The sequence below is a fragment of the Thalassoglobus sp. genome (genome assembly GCF_048270125.1).
Classification (GTDB): Bacteria; Planctomycetota; Planctomycetia; order Planctomycetales; family Planctomycetaceae; genus Thalassoglobus.
Window position 1 is genome coordinate 19,158 of sequence record NZ_JBLWTN010000020.1, and the last position, 24,343, is coordinate 43,500.

A 24,343-nucleotide genomic window follows, 5' to 3' on the forward strand; every position below is an offset into this window, starting at 1 on the left:
CAGTGATTCAGGTTCGACGCTTAAAGACTTGCTCAACAACCTCGGAGCAAGAGTTTCCAGGGCGAGCCTGCGTTAAAACTCGCCAACGGTGTTGCCGTCAGCCATGTTTCCGAGATTTCTTAGAGTAGCAAGATTGATGTTTTCTGAGATGAATCGAACAGAACCGTCTGCCATGGTGAACTGGGCTCCTCCGGTATGCAAACTCCCGACTTGTCCCCAACTATTGAGATTTCCAATTGTTGGAACCGTGGAGCCAGTGGGAACATCCCAGACGTTAATTCCGACATCGACGTCACCTCCAGTTTGGACCCACCCTCGATATCCCCACGGATTGGCTTCGCCGTTCGCGACCTCTCTAGTCGACTCGCAAACCATAATGGTGTTGGAAGTTCCATCTCTCACATCACGGAACTTGGACCTGCTGTTCTCTCCAAACATTTTTCTCGTCGACTTGCCTTGCTTCGACCAATAATTGCAAGTCAGAGTCGCTTCGGCACTGAAGTCGTAGTTCGTCAGAGCCCCCCCCGAGGAACCGGTCACACCGTAGGCGGTTCCCGTGACGTGTGTCTTTGCATCGTCTGAAGGGCAAAGAAAGACATCCAGTGATCTCGACATGTGGACAGCATTATCAGCAGGATTCACGGCAAGAGCCCCCGCTGTATTTCCTGCATAGCCGCAACAGTACCCGGTCGCTTGTGCGCTATGTGCCGCCGACTGATCGATCTGATTGTAGAGTGGAGCTTGATCCAGATGTGGAAGCAACAACGCCAGACCATTTTTGTTCTGGATCATGTCGGTCCCAGGATAGGTCGAGGAGACATTGCACCACCCTAGCCCAATCGCACTCGGTGGGAATTGGTTTGATACATCATGATAGTTGTGAAGGGCCAATCCAATCTGCTTCAATTTATTCTTGCAGGTCGAACGCCGAGCAGCCTCGCGCGCCTGCTGTACCGCCGGTAGCAATAAAGCAACCAGGATTGCAATGATTGCAATCACGACCAGTAATTCGATCAAAGTGAAACCGCTTCGTCGCCGTGTCATCGTGTTCCTCCCATCAAAAAAATGAGACCCGTGCATTCATCGCGAACACTAAGGAGGTCATTTAGGTTAGAAATTTCGAAGTGCTGATAAACTAAAACTAGAACCAGTCCGAAAACTTGTGGAATGGTCACTTTTCTCAGTGTTAAAGAGAGCAAATTCAGGTTTGAGGACCAGTTCAAAAAAGAATAGATCCAGCTTCTTGAGCCCGCCGAGACTGCGAATCCAAGCTGCCTTCCCTTTGAGAGCAATCGTAATTCTTACTCACGGGAAACGCAACTTCGCAAGCTTATATCTGGATTCGTAAATGCAAGTACATCACACCTGCTGTTGTTTCGCAGTCCGAATCGAGGAAAGAAGTAACTACACGAGTTCGACGCGCGGGTTGAGTGGCAGAATTCAGAACGCCATGGAACGTCGAAGGCAGAGTACACTGAGATGGTTCCGAGCCGCCGGTTGCGTACAGCCAATTCCAGTCATTGGTGCCGGAAACCTAGAGCATTTTTCTAATTGGTTTGCAGGATCGGCCTCGTGTCGAACAGCATTTTCACTAGAGAAATGCGTTCTTCACGGGCACACGGCAGAGCAAACTGCTCTAAAGAGACTCGGTCGTTCCATCCTCCTGCAAAGCAAATGAATATGTTTCGTAAAGGCCTACTTCAGCAGCCACGCACTGGCCGCTGAGTGTTGTTGTGTGGCCTCGCCGGTGAACGTCACCAGCCCACCAGTTTGGGAAGTGGCTTGATACGCGGAGGTGATCACAGCAGGCGTTTCGGTTTCGCCGGCCAGCCACAACGGACGTGGAGCCTGTAATGCGATGAAGCCAGGCAGATCGAGATACTTCGATCCACCGGGCAGGAACATAGGATGACGATAGTCGAGGATTTCGCCAAAGCGAAACCCTTGGGTGTCGATCGCTGTGCGATCAATCGCATCGCCAGCCAGTCCGCTCGCCGCGGCAACGATAGGACCGGTGCCGTTCCATCCGGCAATGGCAACGTTTTTCAAGTCTGAGCTCGGGCAGGGGCCAGAGTCCGCGTGCCGGAGGAAACTGACAATACTCAACACATCGTGGGCGCGCTTTGCGAACAGAGCGTGGTTGTAGCCAAACGTATAGCCTGCGAATTCTCGAGGATTCGCAACGACGCGAGCCTGCTGCATCGCTTCGCCATTTTCATTGAACAAGTCGGCGCCCAACACGGCAGAGCCTGCTTGAATCAGTTTCATCGCTGCGGGGTTCACGCTGCCGTCTTCACCACAAACTGCAGCCTGGCCCGAATCATCAAGCCAAATGACAACGCGGCCATTCCATTGCTTCGGACAGAGCCAGACAACGTTCACTTCTTCGCTGTAAGTTTTGTTCAGCAACGTGCCCGTATGCTTCACATAGTCGCCAAGATCCTGCTCCTGCTTGACTGCCCATTGCACGTCGCCAGCATTGGCGTAACTGCGACCGATAAGTACCTCTGCGGCTGGGCGGATAACGTCTCTCAAACCTTCAGGGGTGGCTGCCGCAGCTCGAAGTTGCTGCTCGGCATCTTTGGTCAACCATGACAGCAAGTTGCGTTCGAAATCGGGATCGGCAGCTTTCGGTGCAGGATGCTTGTCGTCCCAAACGGTGAGTTGCTCAGGTGGGAGTGGATCAAAATCAGTCTCAATCACGGGAGCTTGGGAACCGAGTTTGAAATGCTTGTTCAGAAACGTGTAGAAAGCAGAGCGAGTGACCGCGTTGTAGTTGTGTGGGAAGTGCTCACCCCGTTTCAGCAAGACATTGTCCTTTTTGCCGTATGTCGCATAGAGTTGCTGCAGTTCGGGGAATCCCTTGGTTGCCATCTCCCTGGTCCAGTCGTTCGCGGTGTTCATGCCTTGCGGCCTTGGCGCAGCCAACGCGGCGAACTCGACATTGCCAGTATTCACACGCAACAAGCTCGCGTTCTCACAGGTGCAGCCCCCCTGCATCGCGGTGCTGACCATCACGACAGGAAAAGAGAGTTTGATGCGGTCATCGATCGCAGCAAGGAGCATCGTTTGAGTCCCTCCGCCGCTGGCACCGGTGACGGCGACTCGCTGTGGATCGACCTCCGGCAGGCTCAGCAGAAAGTCTAGCCCGCGGACGGCGTTGAGTGTTTGCAGCCCCAGGACATTCTGGCAGTGTGACTCAGCCTGCGGACTAAACAGCCCCCAGTCTTTTGTCGTGTTCATCCTAGACCGCTGTTTCCCAAAACGGTGGACAAGCTCGCGCGAGAGCTGAATGGAATCCGAATCACCGAGCATGTCCCACTGCCAAACCACGCAGCCCATCTTGGCCAGTTGGCGACACTGTGACTGGTAGGTGCTGCGGCCGGCCCGTTCAAACCGTTCTGCCCCGTCAGCGATTTGGTTGCGCAACGTGTTTTCAGGTGTGATATGCAAACGTGCGTCCTTGCGGTGACCGTGTGCAAGCATGACTCCCGGCACCTTGCCCTGAGGATTTGTTGGACGGTACAGATTGCCTGTGACGAAGAAACCGGGTGCGCTCTCGAAATAAACTTTTTCGACCGTGTACCCATCCCCCTCGATCTTGCCGTGAACCACCGGATTAAGAGGCGTCTTGGTCGGCATTGGCCAGAGACCTGCAGCCACCAGAATCTGTCGCCGTACGTACTCCTTCCGTTGTTCCCACTGCTCGATCGACGACGGCGGATTGAAGGGGAAATAACCGTTCAGATCTTTGAGCGGTTGATGGCGGACATCCTCAGCGAAAGTCGTCACAGTGACGCATAACAGAACGGCGACAGCGATGAAGTGTTTCATGTCTTGATATTCCTGTTCAATGTTGCAGATTCCCAAGCCGTTGCCGCTCGTCCGGTCCTGAAGATGGACTTCAACCTTTATATCTTTTTAAATCTTCCACGGCTCGCGATAGGGACGCCGCAGCATCTGGTTCGCTTCGTCGTCGTTAAGGAAGACTTCTTGATCAGGATTCCATTTCAGTTTCCTTTTCAGCCGCATTGCAATATTACCGAGATGACAAATGCTGGCTGTACGATGTCCGGCCTCAACCGGCTCGATCGGATCTTGACGAGTCTTCACGGACTGAAGGAAATTCTGGTAGTGATTCCTGCTCACAGGCAGATGGATCTCATCAGGGCCGATGACGGAGTTCTTGATGGCGTCCGACGACGCTTCGACCTCCTTCATATTATTGACGCTAAATTGAACCCAGCCTTCCGTTCCTTCAATGCGGGCTCCAAAACCTGGTTCCTGAGTTCGGCAGACAAACTCAGTCCCGTCGGCGTAGCGAGCGCGGAAGTGAGACTTCATCGCGGTCGTGTAAAGATGCCCCTCTGGCGGCCAGACGATTCCTTCCTGATCTTCGAACTCGACCGGTCCGGTGTCATCCTTGCCCAGTGCCCATTGAATCATATCAGTCGAGTGCGCGCCTGTGTTCGTCACTTGACCACCTGAGTAGTCAAGAAGAAAGCGGAACCGGTAAAAGCAGCGGTCAATGTGGTACGGCGCCTCCGGAGCAGGTCCCAGCCACATGTCGTAGTCGAACCCATCTGGGACGGGCATCTCCTTCCAGCCCGGTCCCGGCCCGGCACCACTCCCATTGATGATGGAAACAGCTCGCTTGACCTCGCCAATCCGACCATTTCGAACTAACTCGCACATGCGGCGAACGACTGCATTCGAGCGGTATTGGCTACCCGTTTGCAGAATGCGATTATGTTTACGGACCGCTTTGATCATCTGCTGTCCATCGTGAATGGTCAGCGACATCGGCTTCTGGCAATAGACATCCTTGCCCGCTTCACACGCTTTGATAGTCGCCAGCGCGTGCCAGTGATCAGGCAAGACAATCATGACCGCGTCCACGTCATCACGAGCGAGGACATCACGGAAGTCGCTGTAGGCGTCGCAGCCGTTGTAAGTGCCGGAACGAGTCTTTCCAGCGTAGTAATCATTAACTTTCTTCTGCGCCGGTTCACGTCCCAGGAAATGCTCTGGACGGGCATAGCCGTGACTCCCTTTATTCACGTCGCAGACCGCCACGACCTGCGCATCAGGCTGTCGTAACATGCTCGGTAAATCTGCCCGACTCTGATTCCCACACCCAATCAAAGCGACGTTGATTCGGTTGCTCGGAGCATTTGCGCCGAATACAGAACTCGGCACAATTGTCGGTGCGGCAATCGCTGCTCCAGCGGTCGCCACGAATTGCCTCCGCGTGAGTCGGCTGTCGCCGATCTGTTTACTCTTCTCGTTTATGCGATTCGACATCACATGGGGCTCCATTTCAGAGAACGGTTAGAACACCTTCGTGTTTCTTGTGCCTTTGGAGAGTACTTTTCATGTGGAAGCTCGCACATCTCAACGAGGCAGAACGCGTACATCATTTTCAAAATTTTTTATATGAGGCAATCGTAGACTGACCTGGACATGCATTCAACTTAAGCATGCATTCCTATAGATAAGTTCGACGGACCGGGTAGGGCAGGGGGCGATAGCGACGACGAATATTTACTGTTCCGGACCTTTCCAAGAATCACGTTTACGGGCTTCGCTGAGCATCAACATGGCATCTTCTGCGAGTAAGAAACGTTGCTGCCACAGACTGGTGACAGCCGTCGCATATTTTGCCAGGTACTCCGCTTGAGTGCGGTATCGTTCGTTGAGGGGGGCGCGAGAATCACCAACCTGACGCGTCGCTGAAAAAGGAAGATAGCCACCATGCAGGTCTGCCAAAGAACCTGCTGCTCCATAGGCTTCATCTCGCAGATTCCAGCCCATGTAAGTTGCTGTGGGAACCGCAACATCAGGCAATCGAATTCCGGCAAGCTCATTCCCGTCCGCATCAACTGCGGGGACCAGAGTCTGATAAGGTTTGCCCACAATCGGTGGAACGTTGTCGGCAATCCCTTCGGTGTGCCATCGTACCCCAAGATTCAATCTCAGTGGTTGATAGCAGGCAGCAGGAGTCTCCACACCCGGGATCGTTGGAAACTGACTTTGAAATTTCTGAACGCTCACCAGCGTCCCGTTATCAATTCTCGGATATTCGCTGGCAGGAGGTTCTGTTTCGCGAGCCACCCAATCATCCATCGATTTCAGCAAAGCCCGAAGTACCGGGCCGCGATGCTTTAACGGGTTCCGCATGTAGCGACAGATTGTGCGATCCGTCGAAGTGGCCCCGAGGTGCTGAGCCCCAGCGATCAAATAGATACGTGTATTCTCTTCCGGCTCGAGGTCACGTACACCCTCCACATCAGTATGCAGCAACGATCCGGCCCGAGACCAGTACTCCGTGGACGTTTGAATAAAGAACATTTTCGGCAGCTTTCCCTGACCTCTCAGCCGCGCCAGTGTGTCGCCTTTCGCATTGGTCAGTCTGTCTACCTGTAATGTGGGACTAAAAGGAAAGAAATCTGCGGGCAATAAATTATTCCGTAACTGCGTTCCGTACACAGTCGCCATCCCAAAGCGAGCATTGAACAATCCCTTTCCTGCTCCAGCGACATGAATGACGGCTCCATCAAAGACCGTACGACCTTCGACGTCGTTGTTCAGGCCCTCATACATAAAGTGGTGGATCAGGCGACCGGATTGAGAGATGCCAAAGATAATGGCTCGATCGCACATCCCGGAGAGTGGATTATCCTTTGCCGTTTCATCTGTGCGTGGATTGTAGCGAAAGAACGAAACTGCATCGCGAAGACCTGCGAGCCCTAATCCCGAAACTCGCGGATCACTCGCTGTGTACACTAACTCGTAGATCCAGCCGGGCTTCAAGCCTTCTTTAACGTACAAGCTCGTTGAATGCGGAACGACATTTCCATCCTCAACCTCGGCAAACGCCCATTCGTCGCGAGGAACGAGAATCGGCTCCGCAGAGCGACTCTCACGCCGCGTCAGCTTTGCAGTTGGATCGAGTAAATCCACAGTCGGATAGCCAGCCGATGTTCCCCATGGACTGAAATAGAACTCCTGACTTTTCTTTGGTTCATCGACGAGAATTTCCACGTAGTTCAGACCTGTGATCGAGGTCCCATCCGAGTTCTTCGCGATTGGCAATCCTGCCAGAAGCCGGCCAGTCCCGTCATCGATTACGTCACCATTCCAACCAGTCCATAACAGCGAATACCCTTCACGCATCAGGAATCCATTGCCCGCGTGTGCCATTGTAGATGGTGAACTCGTCATCTCCGCGTCATTGAACGTCCACAGTGCCAGCTTGCTGCCTCGGTTATGAACATCATACAGCAGGCAGCCATTCCCCTTAGAGGAATCGACCGGTTTGAGCAGGAAGAAGTCCGCCCAAAACTCAACCCGTCCTGCTGAATTTCGAGGCGCCAGCTTGAGATCGCAAACCCGTGAGTTGGCTTCGGCATTCGGGTCGACATCAAAATAGAGGCGACCAGAGACCAGTTCGTAGGCTCCCGTTTGCCCAAACTGATGACCGCCCGCAAATGATTTGCGTTCCTCAATTTCGACGCGAGTCACTTCCGCCTGAGCCATCGAAACGGAAACCAGAATCCCAGCCAAGCTGACGAACAATAACTGTTTCATAATTACCTAACGAAAAGAGTTCTGGCTGATTGAAAATGACTCGGATCGGATCAGAAATGTTGTACAGAGCTGCGTCAACAAATCTGTTTACTGCTCGATTCGAGATAGTCAGGTGAGTCGATACCTATAGCACTTTTCGAACTGGTGTTCGAGTTCTGCCTCATCGCGAGCAGTCTATGAAGGCAAAAGAGTGACCGTAACGAGCACGTCAAGTATTGAAAATGCTCGAGACGGTCGGTTCGCGCAGGCTTCTCCAGGAATCACTTTCGATCAATGAGCTTCTTCATTTCGTCGGTGATGGGCATGACTTCAAAGTCTTTAAAGAACATTTCGCAGTCGGTGCCACCATGCATTTGCAGACCCAGCTTTCCAGTTTTCTCGCTCGCTTCGTCGATGAGATCCGACGTGCAAAATCCGTTGAGCGTCTGCACCAGACGATCACCGTACGCGGTGGTACAGGTCGTGTTCCACTGGTCGTCTTTGTTACGGACCTTTTCGATAAACTCGTCGTTTGTGACAATCCAGCCGCGCCCGGGAATCGTCTTTCCGTTTACAATTCCAGCAGTGTGCCAGAGAGCGGAATCCTTGCCGTTGTTAGCGATTTCATTTTGGAATCCACGCAAGACCCACGGGGCTTCTGTTTCCTCGGCGCGGAAATACAAAGCACTATTCCCTCCGTGCATACGATATGTCACGCGAGTAATGAAGTTGTCGTAATTCTTGTTGGAGATAACGAGTCCATCCTTACCTTGGCTTTTCGAGTGGACACCGTGCAAAACGCCCTCATCAGTAAAAGACCATTCTTCCGGGAGAACGAACCTGGCATCTTTGAGTTGGTATTTGCCTTCATCATTTTTGACGAAGAACGGCTCCCACTGGCTTTCACCCAGATCCTTGACGCGGATGTTTCTCCAGGCAACAGAACCGGACTTGCCTGAGTGAATCTGTAGTCCGAAAAAGCCCTTCATTGAGAAGCTGTCAAACATATCGACAACCAGGTTGCCGTTCAGCCAAGTCTTAATGGACGGACCGACGCACTGAATCTCTACGTCATTCCATTCTCCTTCTCGACAACTTGCCTGAGCAACATCGAGGCGATCCTGTGGAGTATGAGCATCCAGCCAGATGATACCAAATTTGTGGCCGCGACGACTTTCATCGTAAATGCGACCTGTCGCGTCGCTAGCAGGACGCATCTCGTACTGATAGCCGTAGACTCGCTCACCATCACCCGCTGGACGTGCCGCCGAGCGGAACTGGACGCCAGAATTACCAGCCTCAATGAATTTGTATTGCAGCTTCAGAACAAAGTTTCCAAATTCCTTCTCCGTACACAGGAATGTGTTGCCCGGCGTATTCGGAATGCACTTCCCGATGATCGTGCCATTCGCGACTTCGTATTCCGCTGAGCCACCACGCTTGCTCCAGCCAGTCAGGTCACGCCCGTTGAACAGGGAGGTGAAACCTTTTTCGACCTCCGCGGCCGACGCGGTCAGTCCGCAGGGCACCAAATATCCAATGACCATGGCCACTACAAAATAATTTCTCATCGTTGTCTCTCTTGGAAGTAATATCGGTGGAATAGCTACAGCATCCTTCGAACTGATTTGCAGGTTCTGCCTCGTAACGAACAGCATTCTTACTAGAACTGATCCTGAAACTTGAAATTGCTCTCTCAAACGTTGAGAACAGCGGCTATTCCAGAAGTTTTCGGACTGGTTCTAGAGAAATGCGTCCTTCACGGGCACAGGGTAGAGCAAACTGCTCTAGAAGATGAAGCCATATTGTTTCCTGATTGCTCATCCCTCCCAACAACGGGCTGCATGAGGTTCTTCGCCGCGTTTTATCTTATTGGGGAAGTAATGGTAGCTAGTGAAGGCAATCGGGTGGGAGAAGTCCAGTCCGATTATACCCAGACGGAATACTTTCGCCTCCTCGTAGCCCCTCTTCGACATTGCCGACTTTCGGCAATCGGGCGTTCACGATGGCAACTCCGAATTGCGTCGACACTTTTCGATGCCATTTGCGATTCGCTTTGACCACGGCAAGGAAGCAGAACTTGTCCGAATCATAAACGACAAAGAGATAGACTTCAAAATGCAGAGAGTAAATCTGGAGAAGAGTCGTGCCGTACAGTGCCTTCCGAAAGCAGGAGCGGAGACACATTTGCACCTCACGTTAAAGCTCGGGCTCAAAGTCGCGGAATTTGAACAGAAGCAACCGGACCATGTCGATCGCCGCCTCACTTCGGTGAGCGTTAACGATTTTTTCAAAATCAAAACAACCTGCCGTTTCAAAAATGAATCATCGACAAAGCAAACTTGTTCAGAACCTTGAACACCTTTTCCGGCAATCTCCGATCACCATTCAAAACCGCCCCCAACACCACCACCGCAAACCACTCCACACAAGAAGGTTACAACGATAACAAATCTGTCACGTTGTTTTTTTAAAACATCGCGTGTTAGGAATGCGAAATGCCTTAAGAACTTTTTGACAGGGCCACAGTTGCAAACTGTCACCATGACATACGGAGAACTTAATGCAACGATGACAATTTTTGCCCACCTTGGCCAGAGGGCAATTCCCAGAAAAAGAGTTTCTAATAACATGTCCCCACCTCCAATTTGGGCTTCCCTACTTGTCGAAAAAGTGTGTCGTTCGGTACAGATCTTCGAAGAAGATTCACCGATCGGCTGCCACTATTACTGCGGAGAAGAATCCCACGAAATCTCTATCTTCGTTTCTCCAACCGAAATTGTTGGTGGACCGAACGATGGACATCGCATTCAAGCGCGGTTTGTCGTCGATATTGTTGAGCTCATGAAGCATTTCGACGTCCTTGACGCAGTCACCTGGCAATCACAAGTCGTCGATGAAACAGACGACCTCGGACCACATCTCTCAGTGACCGGTGAATACCTTGGAGAACAGGTCTGGGTGAGAATCCTTGGCAATACGCCCGAACAATTTTTGCCTGGACGAATCGCAGATTTCGAAGAACGCAGATTCGTCAACATTTGGGACGAGCAAGATTAGAGCAGTTTGTTCTACCGTTTGTCCGTGAAGAACGCATTTCTCCAGAACCAGTCCGAAAGCATCTGGAATAGTCGCTCACATCAATGTTTAAGAGGGCAAATTCAAGTTTCAGGATCAGTTCTAAAACACTTCCTGTTCGCGAACAAATGAATCGGGCACACCAATTCAGAAATGTGCAAGTAGCGACCTGTCCCGCTTGAACATAAAAAACCTCTCAGGAATCCAACTGATTCCTGAGAGGTTTTTATTTTTCAATGACCAGAGCAGTTTGCTCTAGTGTGGCCCCGTGCTGAACGCATTTCGCTAATATAATTGCTGTTCGCCACAAGGCAGTACCGGAACACCAATTCGAAAGATAACCTACGAACTAGTTCGTTGTTTTGGATTCAGGAGCTGTTGCAGTCGCAGCTGGTTTTGGTGCTGCCTTAGCTGTTGATGCTTTCGCTGGCTTGGCAGGCATTTCAGCACTCATCTGCTTGATCACATCTTCAGTGATGTCGACAGTGTTGTCGTAGGAGAAAACGACGGTATCGTTGCGAGTCACAACGCTGTCGAATCCGCGTTCTTTAGCAACCTTGGCTGCGATCGGCTGAGCATCTTTGCGAAACTGACTGACAAGACCTTGGCGGTGCTGGTTCAGGTTCAAGCGTGCTTTTTGTTGCAACTGAGTCAGCTGAACCTGTGCGTTGCGTTGCATCCGCACGAATTGTTGAGCTTCTTCATTAGTGATCTGCTCATCTTCGTTCGCAGTGGATTTCGCTTTGTTCAACTGATTCACAGCTGACTGCTGAGCAGCGATGAGAGTTTTGTTCAACGCTCCCGCTTGTGTTTGGATCGAATCGACCATTTCCTTATCGCGACCGATACGACGTGCCACCTCATCCAGATCGACGATTGCAACGCCGCCTGACTGTTGATTGGTGAAGTACGACCATGTCAGCCCAATTCCAAAGGCAGCAACGAGAGCACATGCCGTCAACATAGAAGAACGGTTCATCCGGGACTCCTTCCACAGAATATCTTGGGGGGGGGGTGTTGGTTGTCGACTCAATCAATTCCGTTGTTGAGTCGCAATTGTCAATTTCAATCTGGGTCTTGAACCGAACAATCGATCCACTCAGATCTAGAGGGAGCGTCAGGCTATGCGAATTTCCAGAAACGAGTAAAGACCAGTTTCCAGAAATTTGAAAGCTCCGAAATGATCAGGGAACCGACTATCAATACGAGTCCATTCCCCGGCTCGCGAATCACTCTCCGACTCCCTGAGTGCACAAGAACTCATACAGGCCAGAGCGCGACTCGCTCTGTTATTGAATCCGCTTCGCAAATCGGTCTTGAGCCATTCTCGGATTTCTTCGTACGATCCCGTGCCCTCCAACATCGACTGAGAATAATTTCTGCTATGGATTACCGGTTCAAACCCATCAATAAGACCTGCGCTGGAACAGGACAGCCCTTAATTCCGGGAAGTCAATGTTATTCAGTACTCGTTGAAAAGAATGGAATTTTTGAAAGGCTGGACTACAGCGAAGAAGGATGGCAGGGCATTCCAGAAGGAGGAATCGGATGTTGGAGAGCACAGGTTCCAATTCCTGAAGAGAAACGGGCAGAAACAACCGACCCTGAAACGCTCATGAATTATTTCGAGCAAATCGTGGAGAATTCAAACCCTCATCAGGAAAAGATCTGTTACGTTCTCGCACTCTACCTGTTGCAACGACGACGTCTGAAACTGGACGGGGCCGAAGAACGAGACAATGTGGAATACCTGCAACTTTCGGGTTCTCGAGGAGAAGGGCCTTTCGAAGTTCGAGACCAACAGTTGCCCAAGGATGAAATTTCCGAGTTGCAGATTCTTCTCAATCAGCAGCTGACCACGGAATGGAACGCAGCATGACGAACTCATTACGGCACAAACCAAAACAGCACGAGCAAGACCAGCCAGGCCGACCGGCTTCGCTGATTTCTTTGAATTCGTGCTTTTTCATTGGATTAATGCTGCTCAGTACAGGCTGCCCCTCAAACAAACTGAAGTTCACGCACAAGCAAGTTCTGGAATCGGACATCAGCAAAGAGCAACTGGTCGAGCACCTGAATCGCAACATCCTGGGCACAGAAGATTCGCCTGGGCTCGCCGGTTGGAGAACAAGCGATGCAAAAATTCAGGTGACCGGAATCCCTTTCCCACTACCTGCTTCAATGGCGGTGGAAGCTCCTCGAAATTTAAGAATCGTTGTCTCGCATCCAATCACCGGTGGACAGGAAGTTGACTTAGGTTCAAATCGAGACCGCTTCTGGTTGTGGACAAAAGAGCAGCCCGAAATGATTGTGTGCAACCACGAAGATGCGTCCCACGCACTTCAACACCTGGAAATGCCGATTCAAATCCAGCCAGAATGGCTCGTCGAAGTCTTCGGCGTCATTCCGATTGAAGCTGACGACTACACACTCGAACGCCCACAGATCGATGAACCTGTACTGGATTTAGTCAGCGTGCGAACATCTCCAACGGGGCATCAAGTCGAGCGAGTCATCCGGGTCAATACTTTTACCGGACGTGTGCAGGAACATTTACTCCGATCTGGCGCTGGGGATATCATCGCTTCTGCAACGTTAAAAAAATATACCGACATGCCCAACGGCACATCACTCCCGACATCTGTTCGAATCAGCTGGCCGGAAGCAAAAACCGAAATGAAAATTTCGCTCGGACACCCCTCTGTCAATCCTCCCAGCTTCGCAACTGCAAACTCTTTGTGGGAGATGCCGAATATCGACGGGGCCAGAGTGGTCGACATCGGAAAACTCAGCCGGCAAGCGGCTGGAGAATATGTCAATCAATCCAGCCTCTCGGATGACCCCGCATCGAACATTCGACAACTTCGCCACAGCGCCCCTACAGCAAGGTCTTTACCCAGCGGGAGGGCCTCACTTGCCCCATCAGCACCGGTTCAACTTGGTGTCCCTGAACCCATCACAGAAGAAGGTTTTGACAGAAACCCACTTGGAAAAGAACGTCCTCTTCAGGCTCTTCCCGATGAAGATGGAATCCCTGAGTGGGCGAAAAATCACTCAGCAAACAGACCGATTATTCAGCCTGAAGCTTGGCAGCGGTCAGAGTATTCTGGAGCAACATGGCGATCGTCATCGGCCCCACGCCCCCAGGAACTGGAGTAATCGAACCAGCAATCTCCACTACGGAATCAAAATCGACATCCCCGACGAGTTTGTCACCGACACGATTGATTCCAACATCGATCACACAGGCTCCCGGCTTCACCATCTCACCTCGAATGAAATTCGGTTTGCCGATGGCAGCGACGAGAATATCCGCCTGCCGAGTCATCTCCGCCAGATTCTTTGTTCGAGAATGTGCGTAAGTCACAGTTGCGTTGGCGACGTCCCCTTTTTGAACGAGCATCATCCCCATCGGCTTGCCAACGATTTCACTACGCCCCACGATCACAGCATGAGCTCCTGAAGTTTCTACTCCCGCTTCAGCGATTAATCGCTGACATCCCGCTGGTGTACAAGGCAAATAACGGGGCCGACCTTGCACCATGAGACCGACATTCTCTGGATGAAAACAATCCACATCTTTGATGGGGGTGACTGAATCCAGAACGGTTGTCTCATCGATCTGTGAGGGCAGGGGAAGCTGACAGAGAATTCCATGGACGGAATCATCGCAATTGAGACCACTGATCAGATTGAGTAGATCAGCCTGTGTCGTTGCCGCATCCAGCCGGTGCAGCGTACTTTTAATCCCAGACTTCTCACACGCTTTTTGCTTATTCCGCACGTACACCGCACTCGCAGGGTCCTCGCCTACCAAAATCGCAGCCAAGTGTGGAACAATGCCCGTTGCTTCGTGAAATTGACTGACCTCCTCCGCGAGCTCCTTGCGTAACCTCGCAGCGACTCCTTTTCCATCGATGATTTGTGCAGACATTATGCGTTCCCAAATTCTAGAGCATCTTTCGGATTGGTTTGCAGGTTCTGCCTCGTGGCGAACAGCATTTTTGCTAGAGAAATGCGTTCTTCACGGGCAAACGGTAGAGCAAACTGCTCTAAGTGCAGTGCGAGTGAAGAGTATCGACCGGGAGAGTCATGATCAACGGTCTTGATTCACAAGGGCAGAGCGTTTTCAGAGTGCGAAAGCACTCACTCCGACCCCATGTGAACACCAGAGCACATTTTTTGAAGCGAACTACGAAACGTTCTCGCCTGATTCAAGAATCACCGCGACGGACTGACCGGCAAGAACGCGTGGGAAAGTGCGGAGCGTCAACACGATGCCATTTTGGTCACTATTGACGGGATACGAATTGTGATCCTTTAAACAGAAAACAGTTCCGAGAAGATCGCCGGTCGAGATCTTCTCGCCGAGTCCTACTGCTGTCTCAAAATATCCATCGACCGGAGATGGATTACAAATTTGCAGATGCCCGGAATCTGGACGGCGATCTTCAACCACATACTCGATCCGACTTGGAGGTGAAGTTCGCTCAATCATTTCAAGAGCCCCCATCACATTCAGACAGCCATCGACATAGGCGTCGGTCCCTTCCTTTGAACAGGTTGCCGCACCAAAGTATTCAGCATAAATCGCAGGCACATTCGCATCGCGAGCCACAGAGAGTGTCCGCCCTTGCAGTTCGGGCGATGTCCCCCAAATCACATTCAAATTGAATGCCTGTGCCATTTTACGCTGTTTCTCTAACACCGATTCGTCGGAATGGAGTACATAACCTGCCAGTGGATAAATCGAAAGTTCAGTCCCACCAGTATGTAAATCGATGTAGTAGTCCGCAGATTCGATCAACTCACTGATTTCAGCGGCGAGTTGCTCAGTGACCGAGCCTTGCGCGTTGCCCGGACAGGTCCGAGCGAGATCTAATCCATCCGAAGCACAACGTGCCCCGAGCAGAAATGCTTCTTCATTCACACAGGGAACCAAAGTGACCCGCCCTTGTAACCGGCTCGATTCTTGAGCAAGAAATTCGGCAAGCTGGCGAACAGCTGCCATTGGCTCAAATTCATCACCATGAACACCTGCCGTAATCAACAAGTGTGGCCCGCCTGAGTGACCTTGAAACTCCAGCCGCTGAAACATTCCCATCGTTATTGAGCATCTTTCGGCTGAGGGGTTTTCTCTGGCAGACAATGACGAAAGCGAAACAAGCCATCAACAGGGAGAACCGTTCCTGTTATGTAGTCTGCATCAGAGGAAGAGAGAAACGCTGCAGCCTTTCCAATTTCATCCGATCGCCCAAGCCGTCGAAATGGAAGTTTCCGACCTTCCGCTTCAATCGTTTCTTCACTGAAAGCGACATGCTCACCGGGCGTGTCGATCCACCCCGGCTCAATCGCATTTACATTAATGCCGTACTCAGAAAGTTCCACTGCAATCGAACGCATCATGTGATTCAGTCCCGCTTTGGCAGCTCCGTAGGCAAACGAACCTGAAATCGGCATCTCTCCATGAACACTCGAGATAAAGACGATCTTTCCACCGTCCCCCTGTTTCACCATTTCACGAGCAACGAGCTGACTCATGTGGTATCCACTGGTCAACGTTCCCTGAATTGTTTGCTCAAACAGTTCTGGCGAGTATTCGAGAAAGGGACCGCGCCGACTAAAAGCGGGGTTGCTGATCAGAATATCGATCCGCGAGACCTTTGCTATCGCTGTGGCAACCAGTTCCTCACAACCTTCACGTGAGAAGACATTCGCCTCAACGACCTCACATTTCCGGCCGAGCGAGCGAACCTCCTCAGCCGTGATTTCAATATCCGGACTTCCAGGACGTTCGTTTAAGACGAGGTCAGCCCCCGCCTTCGCCAATTCAATCGCACATCCCTTCCCAATTCCACGCCCGGCACCTGTCACAAGTGCGATTTTTCCAGCGAGCTTCATCCTCTAAAAACTCCGTTCTTGAAACTGTTACCATTTGCAATGAGCAGTTCACTTTTCTTTCCCGACGAACTGCACTCAGTCAGTTCTGGATTCGCATAAGCGATGTCCGAGTTCGCACAAAAAGTGCTCCATCAGAAATCGCTGGCGAACCAAGAATCGATTCTCCCATCTCGTTGACAGCGAGGACATCGAGTTCATCGGCATTACGAATCACGACGATCTTCCCATTATCGCCAGCGACATAAATTTTTCCATCACCGTAAACCGGTGAAGCGAAGTAATCGCCACCATTGTTGATCCGTTTCGGACCGAAGACGAGTTCTCCTTTATCCATTTCAAAGCAAGTCGCAATGCCCCCCCCTTTAATCAACAACATCCGATCATCAACGACCATCGGTGAGACAATGTGATCTGTATGCTTCGTCGGATGCTTCCACAGCACGTGTGTCTCTGTCACATCACCACGCCCGCCCCCTTTGACCGCGAGAATGAATTCCTGAGCTGGATTCGCAGAATCAAATCGGGCTCCGGCGAAGTTTTCGCTTTTCAAAAACGCCACATCAAGCTCTCGCCCTTCCAGAAACCCATCCTTGTTGAGATCCCCCTTGTCAAAGGTCTTCTCATAAAAACTTTCCGGTACGGGTCGCTTGCCGACAAACGCCTGAATTTCTTCCTTCGAGATCTTCCCGTCGCTGTTGCCGGTCTCCCATCGATCAACCGAGGCCAGCCATTGGTTCGCAATTCCACCGCTCTGGACTGAAATATAGATGACTCCATCTTTGGAAACCGGCGTGGTTTTGATGTTTCGCAAGAGAGTTTTCGCTGTCCAAAGACGCTTCCCATCCTCCGGACGATAACCGACTAACAGCCCAGTTCCACCAACAACAATTTCATCACCTTTGTCGGTTTCACAAATGACCGGATGAGAATAATTGACAGCCATGTCGCTGCGATCATCTTCCCATTTCAATTCACCTGTCCGCTTGTCGAAGGCATAGAACATCGGATGCAGGTCATCATCCTGGCAGAACAGCAGCAGATCCTTGTAGAGAACCGGAGACATCCCCGCTCCCCACTTGAACACAAAATACGGGACCGGCAATTCCTGATGCCAAACATCTTCCCCGGTTTTCGCATCGACAGCCACCATGCCCAATGTGCTGAAGTAGAAGTAAACACGTTCACTATCGACAGCTGGAGTCGTCGCGGCATGTGAGTTTGTCAGATGGATCTCTTCGACATCCCCAATTGGCCAAGCCCGTTCCCATAATTTCTCACCAGTTTTCGCATCGTACGCGAACAGCCCAATTGTTTTTTCATCCACCATTCCAGAAGTCACAACGCGGCCATCAGCGATGACCGGACAACCAATTCCGTCTCCCAGCTTAACAGACCATGCCACTCCTTCAGTCGCGGAAAACTTGACCGGTAAAGAAGCATCCGACGTAGAAACCCCGGTACAATTCGGTCCTCGAAATTGCGGCCAGTCTTCAGCAGTCACAGAGTGAACTTGAAACATCACAAATTGTGTTGTCACGACACAAAGTAGCAGAGCACGTTTCATAGAGTCTTTCCTCTCACACCTGTCCTGGGAATTCAGTGAAAGCATCATGACAGCTCATCAGGAAAATTGAAATCGTATAGACGAACTCCGTGGTATGAAACCTTCATTCTTCAAGTAGTAACTCACCAAGAAACTCCAAAGCAAACCCAAAACGAGTTGTCGCGTCCGGCCTCGTGGCGAACAACCTCCGAAGTTGTGAAAGCGATTTTCACGGGCACAAAAGCATTGAAATGCCCACTCAAAAATTCCAATACAATCCCTCACGTCCTGCCTCGTGGCAAGCAACCTCCGAAGTTGTGAAAGCGATCTTCACGGGCACAAAAACATTGAAAATGCCCACTCAAAAATTCCAATACAAGTCCTCGCGTCCTGCCTCGTGGCAAGCAACCTCCGAAGTTGTGAAAGCGATTTTCACGGGCACAAAAGCATTGAAAATGCCCACTCAAAAATTCCAATACAAGTCCTCGCGTCCTGCCTCGTGGCAAGCAACTTCCGAAGTTAAGAAAGCGATCTTTACGGGCACAAAAACATTGAAAATGCTTTAGTTTTGTTTGTATTGGTATTGTTGGTTTGACACGACACGATCACCAGTTAGGATTCACTTTCAAATTTTCAACACTGGCCGAGTGGCGGAATGGCAGACGCACGGGACTTAAAATCCCGAGGAGGGGAACCTCCGTGGGGGTTCGAGTCCCCCCTCGGCTACTTCATTCTTGTGGTATTTTAAGATTTACCAAATTCTTCTGGGGCCATTATCTGGTGGGTGGCGCTTCACGTGTTGCTCCGCACTTCTTCAAAAGGGTAATTCTATGCGATTCCTTGGGTTATGCTTGTTTCTTGTGGCCGTTTCAACTGCATACGGTCAAAACGATTTACCACAAAGTCCACGTGCGGTGAATGCGGGCGAAGCTTACAAGAAAGCGATTTCAAGAGCTGCCTCGGCATATCAGAAAGATTTGGAAGCTGCCCTTCGAAGTGCGACACAAGAAGGTGACGTAAAAGAAATCGTTCGAATCAACAGAGTTTTGTCGAGACTCAAGAATCAAGTCATTGAGGCAAACGGGCCAATAGCGAAGTCGCGAGAAACTTTAGAAAACACAACGTGGACGATGGTGCGTCAAACGGATACTTTAAAGTTACATTTTGGAGAGAACTACAAAGTGTCTCGAGAAGAAAAGATCGGGGCATGGACGATGTTGAACCCACAATCTGTTGCAGTCTTTGTCGGTCCAGAAATATTTGTACTGAAGTTCAATGAAACTTTCTCAAGTTATTCTGTCCTGAGTGCATACACCGAAGTCAATACAAAATTCACGGGCGGCTCACGGGTCACAAATTGAAGTCCGGGTCGTTGCCTGAACCGATCAGCCGATGTGCGATCTGTTCTAAATCCACCTTTGCCCGTTGCCTCTTGCCCGACAAGCCGATTGGTTCGGTTAACATTATCAGGGAAATCTAATCGCTCTGGTTGTGCCGCCCCGTAGAATTGAAACAACCAGTGTCTGCTTCAGCGTTATAGTGCGTCCGATCCGAAGAGTACATTTGCCGGACTCGCACGCCCTCACGAGGTGCTTTTCGGAGCGTGGTCGGGGAGAAGAAAGTTCTCCTGATGATTTTCTTAAAGGGCAGCGGGTCCGCTTGGACCGAAATTGCTGATTGAGTTGTCGAATCTCTTCAAATTCTGCACCGATAAAGGACTGCAGATTCTGTCCAGACTTTCCGAACTTTGCATACAATTACGTTGACGGGTGAGTGTTTTTTAACACTGGTCTGGTTCGAAATTGCATTTCTGTGGACAGATTGTTGACAGCTGGTCAAACTGACATCAGATTGTCGTTTTCGCCAGGTTTCGAGGCTGAGGATAGCTTCCCGTTTGAAGAGTGAATACGGAAAATTGAGATGACCATGATTCAACGAGCGATGACAGCTGAGGAATTTTCTCTTAAGCGAAGTGACCTGCCGGATGCCGGACAGTGGGCGGAGCTGGTGAGGGGAGTCCCTGTCACGTTGCAGCCGCCGGACCTCGAACATGGTACGATTGTTCTCAATCTCTCCAAAGCGTTTTCAGCCTATGTTCATGCAGAAATGAACGGATATCCCTGTTTCGATCTCGGTCTGAAACTGGAATCTTCACCAGACACGATTCTTTACCCAGCTATCAGCTACTTCACCGAAGGGGAACGCTTTTCGGAGACGGACAACGATTACACTGATTCCACACCCACTGTCGTTGTTGATTTAGCAACGACTGGCGATCGTCGTGCCGGGATCAGTGAAAGAATTTCGCTGTATCTCAAGACTGGAGTTCAATCTGTCTGGATTGCAGATCCTAATGCTCGCACGATCCACATCCTCCGGAAAACAAACCACTCTGCCATTCGGCTGGATGAAAATGACATGCTGAACGGCGCTCCCGACTTGCGAGGATTTCGCATCAAGGTTGCACAGATCTTCGCTGACCCCGATTGGGCGTAGTCGCGAAGAGCAGGGAATTACGAGTCAGGAATTTGGAACAGATTTCGGCTGGTGTCCGGCGAGAATTTCGGCGATATGCATGACTTGAATCGGTTTCTTTTGACGTTTCAAAAGTCCATCAAGGTGCATCAGGCAGGACATGTCCCCAGCTGTCATGATTTGTGCACCAGCCTGTTCGTGATCGTGAATTCGGTCGTCGCCCATCATGCATGAGACCGCCTCTTCGTTGACTGCGAAGGTCCCGCCGAATCCGCAGCAATCATCGACCCTTTCGAGTTCAACCAGTTCGATCCCTTCGATGAGATTCAGCAAATCAGCCGCTTTGCTATATCGTTCGACCATCAATTCTGACGAACTTCCCAACCGTAGTTCTCGCAATCCATGACAACTATTGTGCAGGCCGACTCGGTAAGGGAACTTGATATCGAGTGACTCAACCTTGATGACGTCTGTCAAAAATTGAGTCAGCTCGTATGTTCGTTCCTTGACGTTTTTGAGACCGGAATCTGATGGATCGAAGTATTCGTCGTAATGGTGAGTGACCATGGCGACGCAACTTCCTGAAGGACAGACGACGTACTCGTAGTCAGCGAAGATTTCCACAAAGGACTTCGCAAGTGGTTTGGCATCATCAACACAGCCAGTATTGGCCATTGGCTGACCGCAACATGTCTGTGCCTCCGGATAGTCGACTTCGCACCCGAATCGTTCCAAGAGTTCCACAGTGGCTAAGCCAACATTCGGAAAGAATTGATCGATATAACAGGGAATAAACAGGCCAACTTTCATCTGTCACTTTCTTACGAAATTCAATGCTCAACAGGGTCGCTTCGCAGTTATCTCATTTTCAAAGCTTGCCGTGCCTGCGAAGGTCACATTCATCAATTCATAGCCTGCTCGCACGAAACAGGACGCGAACTCCATTTAGTGTAATGCTCTAAAATCCTGCACAAGCGATTGAAAAGGAGGGAATCATTACGCTTCCAGTAGTCTTTCCAGGTGTTCTCAAGAGCATTGAATTCATTCCTCAGTGATATTCATTTCCGTGCTCAAAGGCAAAGATCTCATCACGTCCGGCGGTCCGTTCCAGTGGCGGACGTATTCCTGCAATGACTTCCATTTCTCGTTCGATTCTTTGTTGAATCTCAGCGATTGGAACACGCACGGCAGATGGCCAGAAATTGCGATTTCGACCGTCTGAAACGCACCATGGACCGTAGCAGCAGATCACTCTTGATAACGGATACTCCGTGAGTAAACGTTCGATTTGTTCTTCGTGATACTCATCAGAGAATTGTTGCAAGACGAGAATCAGTTCTGGTACGGAATCTGTTTGAGTCGACAACTCCGACAGGTGACGAAAATATTTCGCCTGTTCACACCGATTAAACAAACACATCACTGCTTGCTCCATGCCGTCCGTGCGGCCGATTAACAATCCATGCTTAATCATCCAGTCGGCTGCTCCGTTGTCGCAAAGTTTGTAGTTCTTCCACAAAGTCGTTGACGTCTTGAAATGATCGGTACACAGACGCAAATCGAACGAAGGCGACCTGATCGACAAGCTTCAATGCTTCACAAACCTGTTCGCCCACAAATCGGGAGGGGACTTCGCGTTCAAAAGTTTCGTAGACCGAGTGTTCGACGCGATCCAGAATTTGTTCAATTTGATCCGGGCTGATGGGGCGTTTGTAGCAGGCTTTTTCAACACCCGATCGAATTCGTTCACGATCGAAAGGGACTCGTGATCCATCCTTTTTAATGACTTTCAGCGGCGACTCTTCAATCTTTTCATATGTGGTAAACCGGCGACCGCAGGAGAGGCACTCCCGTCGTCGTCGAATCACAAAATCCTGGCTGCCGCGCGAGTCGACGACTTTGCTCTCGCCATCGCGGCAAAATGGACACAACATGTTTCTCTTCTCTGTTTAAGGGATATATTCCCAGACATCAATCTTTCCGAAGCGTACCCGAACCACAAGCGATTGCGAAGCGAAACCTCAGATTTCTCGATAGACCTCACAAATTGTACCAGAAGACTTTCGTGCTTCGTCTGCCCGTGACAAGCTTCTCATGCCAGAAAAAGCAGGGCACAGAACGAGTCAGGTCTCATCCACTTTCCAGTTCTGAAAATTACGCAGAGGCCAAAATATCGGGTCGAAAGTCGTCTTGAGAAAGGTTGTTGATTTTTTGATATGAAATATGTTCGCGGTTCTGCTCGTTCTTCGGTATGTGATTCCGATGATTCAAAACTGTTTTCAATCTCGACGGAGCCGAATCTCAAGAACGTCCCGTCGGCACGTCGCCTGAACTCCCCCGGGAAGGGCGAGACCTTGAGGAGACTTCGTCTTCGCCATTTCAGTTAATTGTGACCAGTGAAAATGAGACATCTTTTTGCGAGGCCATTTCTTCTCGGTCCAGAGTTGTAGAAACATGGCAGCCACTACCGCAACAGGCTGCTGTTTCATTTCGGGGATAGAGAGACGGATAAAGGCTTGGTCATTCCTGAGACTTTCAGAATCTGTCAGGGATCGACCGAGAAGGCTCCGGGCTAGTTCATCGATCGCTGACTGTGCCTCTTGTGCCTGCTTCGCGAGTCGTCGTAATGCCTGATCAATTTGCGGATTTAATGACTCTTTCAAATAGGGGAGAACGTCATGACGAATCCTGTTTCGAGTGAACGAAAAATCGGTGTTTGATTCATCCTGAAGGAAATCCTGCTGGCGATTTGCGAGTTCGGTGATCAATTCAGAGCGATTCACTTGCAAGAGTGGTCGAATCAATGTGACAGACCCGGTCAGCTCTCGTGATTCCGGGATTCCCTGCAAACCTCTTAGTCCTGTTCCACGAGCAATATGGTGCAGTACTGTTTCGGCCTGATCATCAGCCGTATGGGCAATGGCGATCCAGTGGATCTTGTGGCGTTCAGCGACTTGCTGCAGAAAGTGATATCGCCGTTTCCTGGCGGACTCTTCAATCCCTCCCAGTTGTGTTAACCCGGAGTCCTGATCCGGCCGGCCGATCACGCACGGGACAGCGAGTTGATTGCATAAGGCTTCAACCCACTTCGCGTCATCGGCGGAACTTTCACGCAGTTGATGATCGAAATGCGCGACAGAAAGTTGCAGCTGAAGTTCTTCACGCAAATCGTGAAGCAACAGTAGCAGAGAGACACTATCAGCCCCCCCCGAAACCGCCACGAGCAGCGACTCACCTGCGATCTCGTGACGCTTGAGAGTTTCAATCAGCAATTTTTTGGGGGGACGGGTCGGCAAGAGGCTTCTTCAATTCACTTTCAGTTTTTCAAGGTTCTTCAAGAGTCTTTTCAAAACGTGCGTTCGCGGTCTTTGAGCCGTTCTGTGAGGCTGGGACAAGAAACAAAACGCATCGGGAATGGCCCGTCGGTTTCATTTTCGATTCAGCGACAAATGTTTTTGGACGTCCGTTCGGGACCGGCATCGTAATTGTTTCTCTCGTCAGCTGAACATAGACCGGGCAGATTCCTGTTGATGATGCGGATACTTCGAATCGCAAAGAGTAACATCTGTTCCTCGGGCTTTCGAATGCAGCAAATTGCCACTCAGGTTCACAACCTTGCGGGAAGATGCACAAAAACTTCTTGTGCAAACCTTAAGACTCTAATGACTCCCAATCCTCTCTTTCCTCGAGCTTTTTCCGAGGCGTCCCATAGATCAACGCCTTCTGATTGTTCGTTCTCCGGATGCCTGATAGAATTACGTGAGCTTGTTCTGATCC

Annotated in this window: 22 protein-coding genes and 1 tRNA gene; 7 read left to right on the forward strand and 16 right to left on the reverse strand. The window is 50.6% G+C overall.

Annotated features, from left to right (window positions below):
* Positions 1–72: 72 nt before the first annotated feature.
* From ACN0YR_RS18410 to ACN0YR_RS18440, 7 genes are all read right to left on the reverse strand, one after another.
* Entirely contained in the window at positions 73–1,044 is a 972-nt protein-coding gene (locus tag ACN0YR_RS18410; RefSeq protein WP_417850678.1) for a DUF1559 domain-containing protein, read from the reverse strand.
* A gap of 651 nt (positions 1,045–1,695) precedes the next feature.
* Positions 1,696–3,834, reverse strand: a complete 2,139-nt coding sequence (locus ACN0YR_RS18415; protein WP_417850679.1) for an acetylxylan esterase — start codon at positions 3,832–3,834, stop codon at positions 1,696–1,698.
* Between the two features lie 87 nt (positions 3,835–3,921).
* Positions 3,922–5,304: a Gfo/Idh/MocA family protein gene (locus tag ACN0YR_RS18420; RefSeq protein ID WP_417850680.1), complete on the reverse strand. Its 1,383-nt coding sequence runs from the start codon at positions 5,302–5,304 to the stop codon at positions 3,922–3,924.
* Between the two features lie 240 nt (positions 5,305–5,544).
* Positions 5,545–7,590, reverse strand: a complete 2,046-nt coding sequence (locus tag ACN0YR_RS18425) for an alpha/beta hydrolase domain-containing protein (RefSeq protein ID WP_417850681.1) — start codon at positions 7,588–7,590, stop codon at positions 5,545–5,547.
* Positions 7,591–7,850: 260 nt separating this feature from the next.
* Positions 7,851–9,116: a 3-keto-disaccharide hydrolase gene (locus ACN0YR_RS18430; RefSeq protein WP_417850742.1), complete on the reverse strand. Its 1,266-nt coding sequence runs from the start codon at positions 9,114–9,116 to the stop codon at positions 7,851–7,853.
* A 343-nt stretch (positions 9,117–9,459) separates the two neighbouring features.
* On the reverse strand, positions 9,460–9,756 hold the full coding sequence (locus ACN0YR_RS18435) for a hypothetical protein (protein ID WP_417850682.1): 297 nt from the start codon (positions 9,754–9,756) through the stop codon (positions 9,460–9,462).
* A gap of 194 nt (positions 9,757–9,950) precedes the next feature.
* On the reverse strand, positions 9,951–10,202 hold the full coding sequence (locus tag ACN0YR_RS18440; RefSeq protein WP_417850683.1) for a hypothetical protein: 252 nt from the start codon (positions 10,200–10,202) through the stop codon (positions 9,951–9,953).
* Between ACN0YR_RS18440 and ACN0YR_RS18445 the strand changes: the two genes are divergently transcribed.
* Positions 10,201–10,629: a hypothetical protein gene (locus ACN0YR_RS18445; RefSeq protein WP_417850684.1), complete on the forward strand. Its 429-nt coding sequence runs from the start codon at positions 10,201–10,203 to the stop codon at positions 10,627–10,629. The genes ACN0YR_RS18440 and ACN0YR_RS18445 overlap by 2 nt on opposite strands.
* Positions 10,630–10,996: 367 nt before the next feature.
* Here ACN0YR_RS18445 and ACN0YR_RS18450 read toward each other — a convergent pair whose 3' ends face one another.
* Positions 10,997–11,626, reverse strand: a complete 630-nt coding sequence (locus ACN0YR_RS18450; RefSeq protein ID WP_417850685.1) for an OmpH family outer membrane protein — start codon at positions 11,624–11,626, stop codon at positions 10,997–10,999.
* A 405-nt stretch (positions 11,627–12,031) separates the two neighbouring features.
* On the opposite strand from ACN0YR_RS18450, the gene ACN0YR_RS18455 reads away from it, so the two are divergent.
* Together ACN0YR_RS18455 and ACN0YR_RS18460 are read left to right on the forward strand one after the other, a co-directional pair.
* Positions 12,032–12,526 carry a hypothetical protein gene (locus ACN0YR_RS18455; protein ID WP_417850686.1) on the forward strand — a complete coding sequence of 165 codons (495 nt, stop codon included), beginning with the start codon at positions 12,032–12,034 and terminating at the stop codon, positions 12,524–12,526.
* Positions 12,523–13,806 (forward strand): hypothetical protein, encoded by a 1,284-nt coding sequence (locus ACN0YR_RS18460; RefSeq protein ID WP_417850687.1) that lies wholly within the window; start codon positions 12,523–12,525, stop codon positions 13,804–13,806. Before ACN0YR_RS18455 ends, ACN0YR_RS18460 begins: the two co-directional genes overlap by 4 nt.
* Here ACN0YR_RS18460 and folD read toward each other — a convergent pair.
* From folD to ACN0YR_RS18480, 4 genes are all read right to left on the reverse strand, one after another.
* Positions 13,718–14,581, reverse strand: coding sequence for a bifunctional methylenetetrahydrofolate dehydrogenase/methenyltetrahydrofolate cyclohydrolase FolD (gene folD / locus ACN0YR_RS18465; RefSeq protein ID WP_417850688.1), 864 nt, complete (start codon positions 14,579–14,581; stop codon positions 13,718–13,720). The two genes, ACN0YR_RS18460 and folD, sit on opposite strands and share 89 nt — an antisense overlap.
* Positions 14,582–14,839: 258 nt before the next feature.
* The gene (locus ACN0YR_RS18470; protein ID WP_417850689.1) at positions 14,840–15,751 is read right to left on the reverse strand and encodes a succinylglutamate desuccinylase/aspartoacylase family protein; all 912 of its coding nucleotides are present in this window, start codon (positions 15,749–15,751) and stop codon (positions 14,840–14,842) included.
* 2 nt (positions 15,752–15,753) lie between these two features.
* On the reverse strand, positions 15,754–16,548 hold the full coding sequence (locus ACN0YR_RS18475; RefSeq protein WP_417850690.1) for an SDR family NAD(P)-dependent oxidoreductase: 795 nt from the start codon (positions 16,546–16,548) through the stop codon (positions 15,754–15,756).
* 79 nt (positions 16,549–16,627) lie between these two features.
* Positions 16,628–18,112, reverse strand: coding sequence for a PQQ-binding-like beta-propeller repeat protein (locus ACN0YR_RS18480; RefSeq protein ID WP_417850691.1), 1,485 nt, complete (start codon positions 18,110–18,112; stop codon positions 16,628–16,630).
* 230 nt (positions 18,113–18,342) lie between these two features.
* Between ACN0YR_RS18480 and ACN0YR_RS18485 the strand changes: the two genes are divergently transcribed.
* The 4 genes from ACN0YR_RS18485 (at position 18,343) to ACN0YR_RS18500 (ending at position 20,587) form a co-directional block, all read left to right on the forward strand.
* The gene (locus ACN0YR_RS18485; protein WP_417850692.1) at positions 18,343–18,657 is read left to right on the forward strand and encodes a hypothetical protein; all 315 of its coding nucleotides are present in this window, start codon (positions 18,343–18,345) and stop codon (positions 18,655–18,657) included.
* 75 nt (positions 18,658–18,732) lie between these two features.
* Positions 18,733–18,817 (forward strand) — tRNA-Leu (locus tag ACN0YR_RS18490).
* Positions 18,818–18,921: 104 nt separating this feature from the next.
* Complete coding sequence (locus tag ACN0YR_RS18495; RefSeq protein WP_417850693.1) at positions 18,922–19,452, forward strand: hypothetical protein; 531 nt, start codon at positions 18,922–18,924, stop codon at positions 19,450–19,452.
* 559 nt (positions 19,453–20,011) lie between these two features.
* The gene (locus ACN0YR_RS18500) at positions 20,012–20,587 is read left to right on the forward strand and encodes a Uma2 family endonuclease (protein WP_417850694.1); all 576 of its coding nucleotides are present in this window, start codon (positions 20,012–20,014) and stop codon (positions 20,585–20,587) included.
* 24 nt (positions 20,588–20,611) lie between these two features.
* Here the strand turns inward: ACN0YR_RS18500 and ACN0YR_RS18505 are convergent, their stop codons facing one another.
* From ACN0YR_RS18505 to tilS, 4 genes are all read right to left on the reverse strand, one after another.
* Positions 20,612–21,376, reverse strand: a complete 765-nt coding sequence (locus tag ACN0YR_RS18505; protein ID WP_417850695.1) for a (Fe-S)-binding protein — start codon at positions 21,374–21,376, stop codon at positions 20,612–20,614.
* A gap of 238 nt (positions 21,377–21,614) precedes the next feature.
* A complete protein-coding gene (locus ACN0YR_RS18510; RefSeq protein ID WP_417850696.1) occupies positions 21,615–22,040 on the reverse strand; it encodes a hypothetical protein in 426 nt (141 codons plus the stop codon).
* Positions 22,033–22,500: a transcriptional regulator NrdR gene (gene nrdR / locus ACN0YR_RS18515; protein WP_417850697.1), complete on the reverse strand. Its 468-nt coding sequence runs from the start codon at positions 22,498–22,500 to the stop codon at positions 22,033–22,035. The genes ACN0YR_RS18510 and nrdR overlap by 8 nt, the downstream gene beginning before the upstream one ends.
* 345 nt (positions 22,501–22,845) lie before the next feature.
* Positions 22,846–23,862 carry a tRNA lysidine(34) synthetase TilS gene (gene tilS / locus ACN0YR_RS18520; protein ID WP_417850698.1) on the reverse strand — a complete coding sequence of 339 codons (1,017 nt, stop codon included), beginning with the start codon at positions 23,860–23,862 and terminating at the stop codon, positions 22,846–22,848.
* Between the last annotated feature and the right edge of the window lie 481 nt (positions 23,863–24,343).